This window comes from Peribacillus sp. NPDC055009 (assembly GCF_053608705.1).
Genome location: NZ_JBSGVZ010000042.1, coordinates 1 through 8,848 on the forward strand (window position 1 = coordinate 1; position 8,848 = coordinate 8,848).

2 protein-coding genes are annotated in these 8,848 nt (G+C 31.1%); both read left to right on the top strand.

Annotation, left to right across the window (positions count from 1 at the left end):
* Positions 1 to 16: 16 nt before the first annotated feature.
* Positions 17 to 4,795, top strand: coding sequence for an amino acid adenylation domain-containing protein (locus ACWF5P_RS27015; RefSeq protein ID WP_452445544.1), 4,779 nt, complete (start codon positions 17 to 19; stop codon positions 4,793 to 4,795).
* A gap of 129 nt (positions 4,796 to 4,924) precedes the next feature.
* The gene (locus tag ACWF5P_RS27020) at positions 4,925 to 8,761 is read left to right on the top strand and encodes an amino acid adenylation domain-containing protein (RefSeq protein ID WP_434169624.1); all 3,837 of its coding nucleotides are present in this window, start codon (positions 4,925 to 4,927) and stop codon (positions 8,759 to 8,761) included.
* Positions 8,762 to 8,848 lie beyond the last annotated feature (87 nt).

The following is an 8,848-nucleotide window of genomic DNA, read 5'->3' on the forward strand; positions in this document are numbered from 1 at the left end:
ACCGAACTTAGAAGCAATGACAAATGAATATGAAGCACCAAGAAATGAAGTAGAAGAAGCTTTGGCAAGGGTCTGGAGTGAAGTATTAAAAGTAGGAAAAGTAGGAATAAATGATAACTTTTTTGACCTTGGAGGTCATTCGTTAAAAGCAACGATATTAGCAGGCAGAATTCGTAAAGAGTTGAATGTAGATGTGCCTCTGAAAGAAATATTTAGTCTAGGAAACATAAAAGGTCTTAGCGAATATATCTTTACTAATAGTAAGAAACAATACGAAGAAATAGAAAAAGTGGAAGAAAAAGAATATTATGAAGCATCCTCAGCACAAAAAAGAATGTACATGTTGCAAGAGTTTGATAGAGATAGTATTGCCTATAATATGCCTGGAATTTTAGAGATAACAGGTAAACTGGATATAAATCGATTAAATGAAGCATTTGCAAAATTAATTGATAGACATGAAACATTAAGGACAAGTTTTTATGCTATAGAAGAAAAGATTGTGCAAAAAGGTCATGTAGCAGAAGAGATAAAATTTGAAATAGAAAAAGTAAATGCTCAAAGTGAAGAGGAAATAAATGTAAAGGTCAAGGAGTTCATAAAGCCATTTGACTTAGAGAAGGCCCCGTTACTAAGAGTTTCTCTGCTAAGTCTAGAGAAAGACAGACATATTCTGCTGTTTGATATGCATCACATCATATCAGACGGAGTTTCCGTGAGCATATTAGCAAAAGAATTTAGCAAGTTATATGCCGGGGAAGGTTTAGAAGAACTTAAAGTGCAATATAAGGATTATTCAGCATGGCAATTGAAGAAAAGAGAAAGTGAAGAGTTTAGGAAACAGGAAGAATATTGGCTCAAGGAATTTAGTGAAGAGCTGCCAGTATTAAATTTACCTACGGACTACACTAGACCAAAAGTGAAAGATTTTGGCGGAGAAAGTATCAGATTTGTTCTCGATAAGGAAATAACAGAAAAGTTAAAATCGATTGCTAAAGAAAACGGCAGTACTCTGTACATGATTTTATTAGCTAACATTAATATTTTACTATCTAGATATAGTGGTCAAGAAGATATTGTAGTTGGAAGCGTAATAGCTGGGAGAAACCATAGAGACTTAGAAAACATAATTGGTATGTTTGTAAATACGTTAGCCATAAAAACGTACGTAGATAGTGAGTTAAATTTTATAGAATATTTGGAATCCGTAAGAGAAAAGACATTAAGTGCATATGAAAACCAAGACTATCAATTTGAAGAATTAGTTGAAAGGGCAGTTGTAAGTAGAGAATTAAATAGAAATCCAATCTTTGATGTGATGTTTGTGCTACAAAACACGGAAGAAGAAAGGCTAGAAGCAGAGGATTTAACTTTTAAGCCTTATCATACAAGTTATGATGTGGAAAAGTTCGATATAACAATTAATGCAGTAGAGGAAAATGATGAGATTAACTTTCATTTAAGTTATGCAACTAGCCTATATAAGCATGAAACGATAGAAAGAATGGTAAGTCATTTCGTAAATATCGTAAAAGAAATCACAAAAAATGCGGAGATTACACTTAAGGATATTGAAATACTAAGCAAAGGTGAGAAGCATAAGCTCTTGACAGAGTTTAATGATACGGCAGCAGATTATCCAAGAAACAATACGATTCACGAACTTTTTGAAGAACAAGTAAAAAGGACACCAAATCATATTGCCGTGGTATTTGAGGATAAGAAACTAACATATAGAGAACTTAATGAAAGATCTAATTCTTTGGCAAGAGTTCTAAGAAAAAAAGGTGTAGGTCCAGATGTTATTGTTGGAATCATATCAGAACGTTCGGTTGAAGTAATAGTAGGTATAATAGCTATATTAAAGGCGGGTGGAGCCTATTTACCGATAGATTTTGACTATCCACAAAATAGAATAAAATATATGATTGAAAACAGTAATGCCAAAATCCTATTAACCCAAATTGATGAAAAAAAATGTAAAGACTTTGGATGCGAAGTAATGGATTTAAGCAATGAGAGCTTATTCAGCGAGGATAATAAAGACATCGATAACATAAATTCTAGTAATCATCTAGCTTATGTTATCTATACTTCGGGAACTACTGGAATACCAAAAGGAGTAGAAGTTATTCAAAGAAATGTAGTAAGACTTGTTAAAAATACTAACTATATAGAGATTAAGGATCATGATAGGATCCTTCAAACAGGTTCAATAGCTTTTGATGCATCCACTTTTGAAATTTGGGGAGCGCTATTAAATGGGGCAGCTTTACATTTGGCGGATAAAGAAATGATATTGAATACCACTCAATTAGAACAGTATTTAACAAATAACAGAATAACGATCCTATGGTTAACATCTGCTTTATTTAATAAGTTAGTGGAAGATAATAACCACTTATTTAAGTATCTAAAATACTTATTAGTAGGTGGCGATGTCGTTTCCTTAAAACACGTCATGAAGGTAAAGAAACAATCAAAAAATATTAAAGTGATTAATGGATATGGCCCAACCGAAAATACAACATTTTCCACATTCTATGAAATAAATGATGCAACTAATATATTACCGATTGGGAAGCCGATAGCAAATTCAACTGCTTATATTTTAGATAATAATAATAAATTAGTTCCAATTGGCGTGCCCGGAGAATTATGTGTAGGTGGAGATGGGTTGGCTAGAGGTTACTTAAATAATGAAGCATTAACGAAAGCAAAATTTGTTAAGAATCCATATAAGTCTGGAGAAAAACTGTATAGAACGGGTGATTTAACAAGATGGTTACCGGACGGTAATATAGAATTTTTAGGAAGGATAGACCAGCAAGTTAAAATTAGAGGCTTTAGAATCGAGCTTGAAGGAATACAAAATAGATTATCAGAAATAGAGGGGATAGAAGGAGCAGTCGTATTAGATAAAGGGGAAGCTGAAAATAAGTATTTATGTGCTTATTATGTGGCAGAAAAAGAGTATAGTGCAGCCCAATTAAGAGAAGCCCTAAAAAACAATTTACCAGACTATATGATACCGTCATACTTTATAAAATTAAAGGAGTTACCTTTAACATCCAATGGTAAAGTAGACAGGAGGTCTTTTCCAGAACCAGAAGGAGAAATCATCAATACAGGAACAGAATATGAAGCTCCAAGAAATGAATTGGAAAGGCAATTGGTAACCATATGGGGAAATGTTCTGGGATTAAATCATATAGGAATTAATGATGATTTCTTTGTATTAGGGGGTCACTCTTTAATAGCAACAAAATTAGTTGGCAGAATTCATAAGGAGTTACATGTACAAGTCCCATTAAAAGAAATTTTTCGTTTCAGAAATATAAAAGGGCTTAGTGAATATATAGTAGCTGCTAGTAAAGAAGAATATCAGTCTATAGGTTTATCTGAGAAAAGGGATTATTATGAAATTTCGTCAGCACAAAAGAGAATGTATATTTTACAAGAATTTGATAAAGACAGCATAGCTTATAATATTCCAATGGCCTTAGAAATCACTGGTGATTTTGAATTAGAAAGAATGTACGGTATATTTTTGGAGTTAATGATTAGGCATGAAACGTTAAGAACCACCTTCCATACGAAAAATGGGGAAATAGTACAACAAATTCATAGCATCGAAGAGATTCAGTTCAACATTGTTAAAACGGACCTTAGTGATGTAGAGGAAGAAATTAGAGAGAGTCAATTACGAGAGAAAATAAACGAATTTGTAAAACCATTTGATTTGGAGAAGCTTCCATTATTTAGAGTATCAGTTATCCAATTAGAAAAAAGCAAATATTTAATGTTGCTGGATCTGCATCATATTATTTCAGATGGCACTTCGATGGCAATCCTAACAAAAGAATTTGGTGACTTATATGCAAATAAAAAATTAGAAGACTTAAGGATTCAATATAAAGATTATGCTACATGGCAGCTAAATTGCAGAAAGACAATAGAGTATAAAAGGCAAGAAGAGTATTGGTTAAAAGAGTTTAGTGGTACCATACCTCAATTAAACTTGCCTACCGTCGAGCATGCCGGACCTGAGAGCAATTATTTTAATGGGGATAGTATCCAATTTATTTTGGATAAAGAAACAACACATAACCTAATGGAGGTTGCCAAAGAAACAGGAATTACGTTATATATGATTCTGTTAGCCAATATCAATATATTGTTATCAAAGTATAGTGGACAAGAGGATATCATCGTCGGAACACCAATAGCTGGTAGAAATCATAGAGATTTAGAAAACTTAGTTGGAATGTTTGTAAACACCTTGGTGATCAGAACAATGGTGAAAGATGAATTAAGCTTTAAGGACTATTTGAAAATGGTGAAAGAAAAGACATTAAAAGCTTATGAAAACCAAGATTATCAATTTGAAGAACTAGTTAATCAGGTTGGTGCCAGACGTTCGTTAAATAAAAATCCAATATTTGATGTTATGTTTATCCTGCAAAATTTTGAAGAGAGCAGAATTAAACTAGATAATATAACGTTAAAACCATATAACCTAGATGTCTTTGAAAATACAGAAAAGTTCGATCTAACGATAGAGGCTTTTCAAAGTGATGATGAAATTCACTTGAAAGTAAGTTATTTAACTAGTTTATATGATCAACAAACGATGGAAAGAATCGTTCAATTACTGCAGAATTTAATAAAAGTAACAAGTAATAATTCAGACAAAATAATAGGAGATATAGAATTATGGACTAAAGAAGAGAAAAGCATCTATGAAGAGAAAATGAACTATTACAATACAAACGAATATGACTTTTCATTTTGAACTTTCTGGATATTTAAAGTATTTTAAAAGATTTGGTAAGTAATGTGGGGCTAATTGTAAAAAAGCTAATCCTATACTTGAAATGATTATTTTTGCAGAGTAAAAACCAGGAAGGGGATGATTCCTTTGATGAATGAGAAAGTGAAAGAAAAAGCATATTGGAGCAAAATTATAGGGGAAGAATCTGATAAGGTGAACTTCAAGAAAGACTTTTATGGGGATAAAGGGAATAAAAAACAGGTTGAATGGAAATTAGGTCCAGAAAAAGCTGGGTTTTTATCAAAGGTCTGTCAGCATGATGACATGCTTATTCATATGTTTATCCTTACAGTACTTAAAATCGCCATAACGAAATATTCCCAAAGTACAAAATTTTTTATTGGAATTCCACAATATATTAAATCAAGTGATATAGATAGTAATAATCCATTTATCGTTTTGCATAACAATATGAATCTAGAAAATTCATTTAAAGAAGAACTTATGAAATCAAAAAAACAAATGTTAGAAGCTTATGCATATCAATTTTTTGATATGCACGAGCTTTACATCAAAAATTATATTCATCATAAGGTGAATGTATATTGTTGTATGAAGAATATGCATAGCACTAGTCAGATAGATAATATTTTTAGTTTAAAGGAAAATGAGCTTACTTTAGTGATAGATAAAAAGAATAACGATATGAAGTTAACGTTTCATTACTCGGATCGATCCTTGTCCTATGATGTTCATATCATTACAAGTATTTTTACGAATGTGTTAAATGATATTTTGAAAAATTCATCTATAAAGCTAAAAGAAATAGAAATAGTAAGTAATGAAGAAAAGAATAAACTATTAGTTGAGTTCAATAATACAAAAGTAAAATATTCTGATAATAAAACGATACAGCAATTGTTTGAAGAACAAGCTGAAAAAACTCCTAATAATATAGCGGTATCGTTTGAAGGGGAGAAAGTAAAGTATAAAGAACTTAATCAAAAAGCGAATGCATTAGCGCGAGTGCTAAAAGAAAAGGGAGTTGGCCCAGATGTAATAGTTGGGGTCATGACAAATCGGTCAATAGAAATGGTTATCGGAATGATAGCCGTACTAAAAGCGGATGGTGCATATTTACCAATCGACCCGAAATATCCACAAAAACGAATAGAATATATGATGAAAAACAGTGGAGTTAACATATTATTAACACAGAGTAGTTTATTATCGATGTGTGATTATGGTTGCGAAGTAATAGATTTGAATAATGAAAGGTTATATCAAAAAGAAAATAGCAATCTTAACAGAGTATCAAATCATAAAAATCTAGCATACGTCATCTATACTTCTGGTACAACTGGCAATCCTAAAGGGGTTGCTGTAGAACATAAGGGAATCATAAATTTAACCAATACATTTAAAAAAGATTTTCGGATCCATTCCAATAAGAAAATCTTACAATTTGCTAGTATATCATTTGATGCATTTGCTTGGGAATTATCTATGAGTCTTTTATTAGGAGCAGAATTACTTATAACAACCGAAGAAATCATTATGAATCCAATGAAATTAAGTCAATACATAAAGGATCATGAGGTCAATATCTTAACAGTGCCGCCATTTATAGCCAATGAGTTAGATTTAGACGATTCTAAAGTCGAATTGATCATAACAGCTGGAAGTGATGCAAAGAAGAATATGGTTGGCAAACTTTCTCAAAAAAACAGATATATTAATGCTTATGGACCTACAGAAAGTACTATTTGTGCAACCATGTGGGAGTGTGAAAATGAAGAAAATAACACGATCCCAATAGGAAAACCCATAAGTAATACAAAGGTTTATATCGTTGATAAGTATCATAATTTGCTGCCAATTGGTGTAGCAGGGGAGTTATGCATAAGTGGAGATGGAATTGCAAGAGGGTACTTAGCTAACAAAGAGTTAACAGATCAAAAATTTGTAAATAACCCATTTGAATTAGGAAAGAAAATGTACAAAACAGGAGATTTAGCCAGATGGTTGCCAGATGGTAATATCGAGTTTTTAGGAAGAATAGACCATCAAGTTAAAATAAGAGGTTTCAGAATAGAACTTCCAGAGATAGAAAATCAATTGTTAGAAATCGTAGGGGTAAAAGATGCAATTGTATTAGATAAAGGAGATTATGAGAGTAAGTATTTATGTGCTTATTATGTATCAGAAAAAACGTACAATGTAAATGAATTAAGAGAAGAGCTTAAAAAATATTTGCCTGATTATATGATCCCCTCGTACTTTATAAAACTAAGTGAAATGCCTTTAACAACCAATGGGAAAATTGATAGAAAGGCATTACTAGAACCAAATACTGAGATTAATACAGGGGCAGTATATGAAGAACCAAGAAATGAAATTGAAAAAGTATTAGTAAAAGTATGGGAGCAAGTGTTAGGAGTTAACAGAATAAGTATTAATGATAATTATTTTAGTTTAGGTGGGAACTCACTAATTGCTATCAAGATCGCTTCAATACTTCAAGAAGAAAACATAACTATTGCACTTAGCGATATATTTATGTATCAAGATATAAAAAGTATTTGTAATCATTACGTTGCACAACATAACAATCGTGAGCAAAGTTATGAATCAGATATGACTGAGGAATGTATTAGTGAGGCAGATATACAAGAATTTGTAGAATTAACAAGAAATAAAGTAAACGCAGAATATTATGAGTTTACGGAAAAAATAATAAATAAAAACGTCATTAATAAATACAAACTTGCAGAAATACAAAAAATGAGTAAAAAAATAGGTTTGACAAAGTCAGGAACAAAAATTGAATTTAATTTCGAGGTAGATAGATCAAGATTAGAAAGTGCAGTAAGTTCTTTAATAAATCGAGAGGACATGCTAAGGGCGGCAGTAGTAGAAAAACAATCTGAGATGTATTTATACGAATACGATACGATCGAAAATGTAAAATTGCCATATCTGGATTTAAGCAAAATAGAGAAAGAGAAAAGAACATTTATATTAAAGGAAGTAATAAAAGATATAAGTATTAAAGTCCATGAAAATAGTAATTATACAAAAAACAAAATTTACTATGCGTTTATTTTAGTTAAACATGCAAGTAATAGGTCTGTTTTATATATGATCGTAAATCATTTAATATTTGATGGTATGAGCTCAGAAATAGTAAAGAATTTAATAGTTAAAGAGTATATGAACGATGGTAGCAACAGACCAAGTGATTCTAAAGCCACTTATTTGGATTATATCAATCAAATGAAAAAAGGCCCTCAAGAGATTACTGAAGAAGAGATAATAAAGGAATTTAATCTTGATAAGTTTGTAGAAGCTTCTAATATTTATCATGAAAAGTTAGCTGAAATAAATCATAAATTAGTTTTTAAACAACTTGAATTTGAGGTGCCAAACGAGATTTTAAATAATCAGGATCAAATGTGGGAATTTGCTTTTGAGAAATTTATTGAAGTTTATAGAAAAAATTTAGATATCGTGAATTTGCCAATAAGCATTTTAAACATGGGAAGAAGGTTTGGAGAAAGAAATTACTTCACAGTAATTGGAGAGTTTTTAGATATAGTTCCATACATCTGTACAATGGGTGATGGCAACTTTAAAAAAATTAGCAGCATGATAAATTTAGCAAGTGAAAAGAATATCAATTTTATAACGATTCTGAAGGATATCGAAGTAGCGCAAAAGTATAAAAAAGTAAGTGGAATATTAAACCAATCTAAATTGCTAGACTTTGATATACCAATATTTAATTATTTGGGAGTATATGATGCTGATTATAAAATAACACAATTATTTCAACCAAGTGATGATACAAAGCATTCTAAAGAAGATAAAACCCAAAGAGGAGCTAATTGCTATATAAGCGAGAATAAATTAATCATGTTTATCGAAGTATTAGAAGATAAACCTGGTAATAAAGTATTGGAAAATTCGAATTTACAGCTAGTTTAATAACCATATAATAAACGTCATTCTACTATTTTTAAGGGGAACAGTAATCATGTGGAAGAAGAAAATTAGAACGAATAAACTATCATT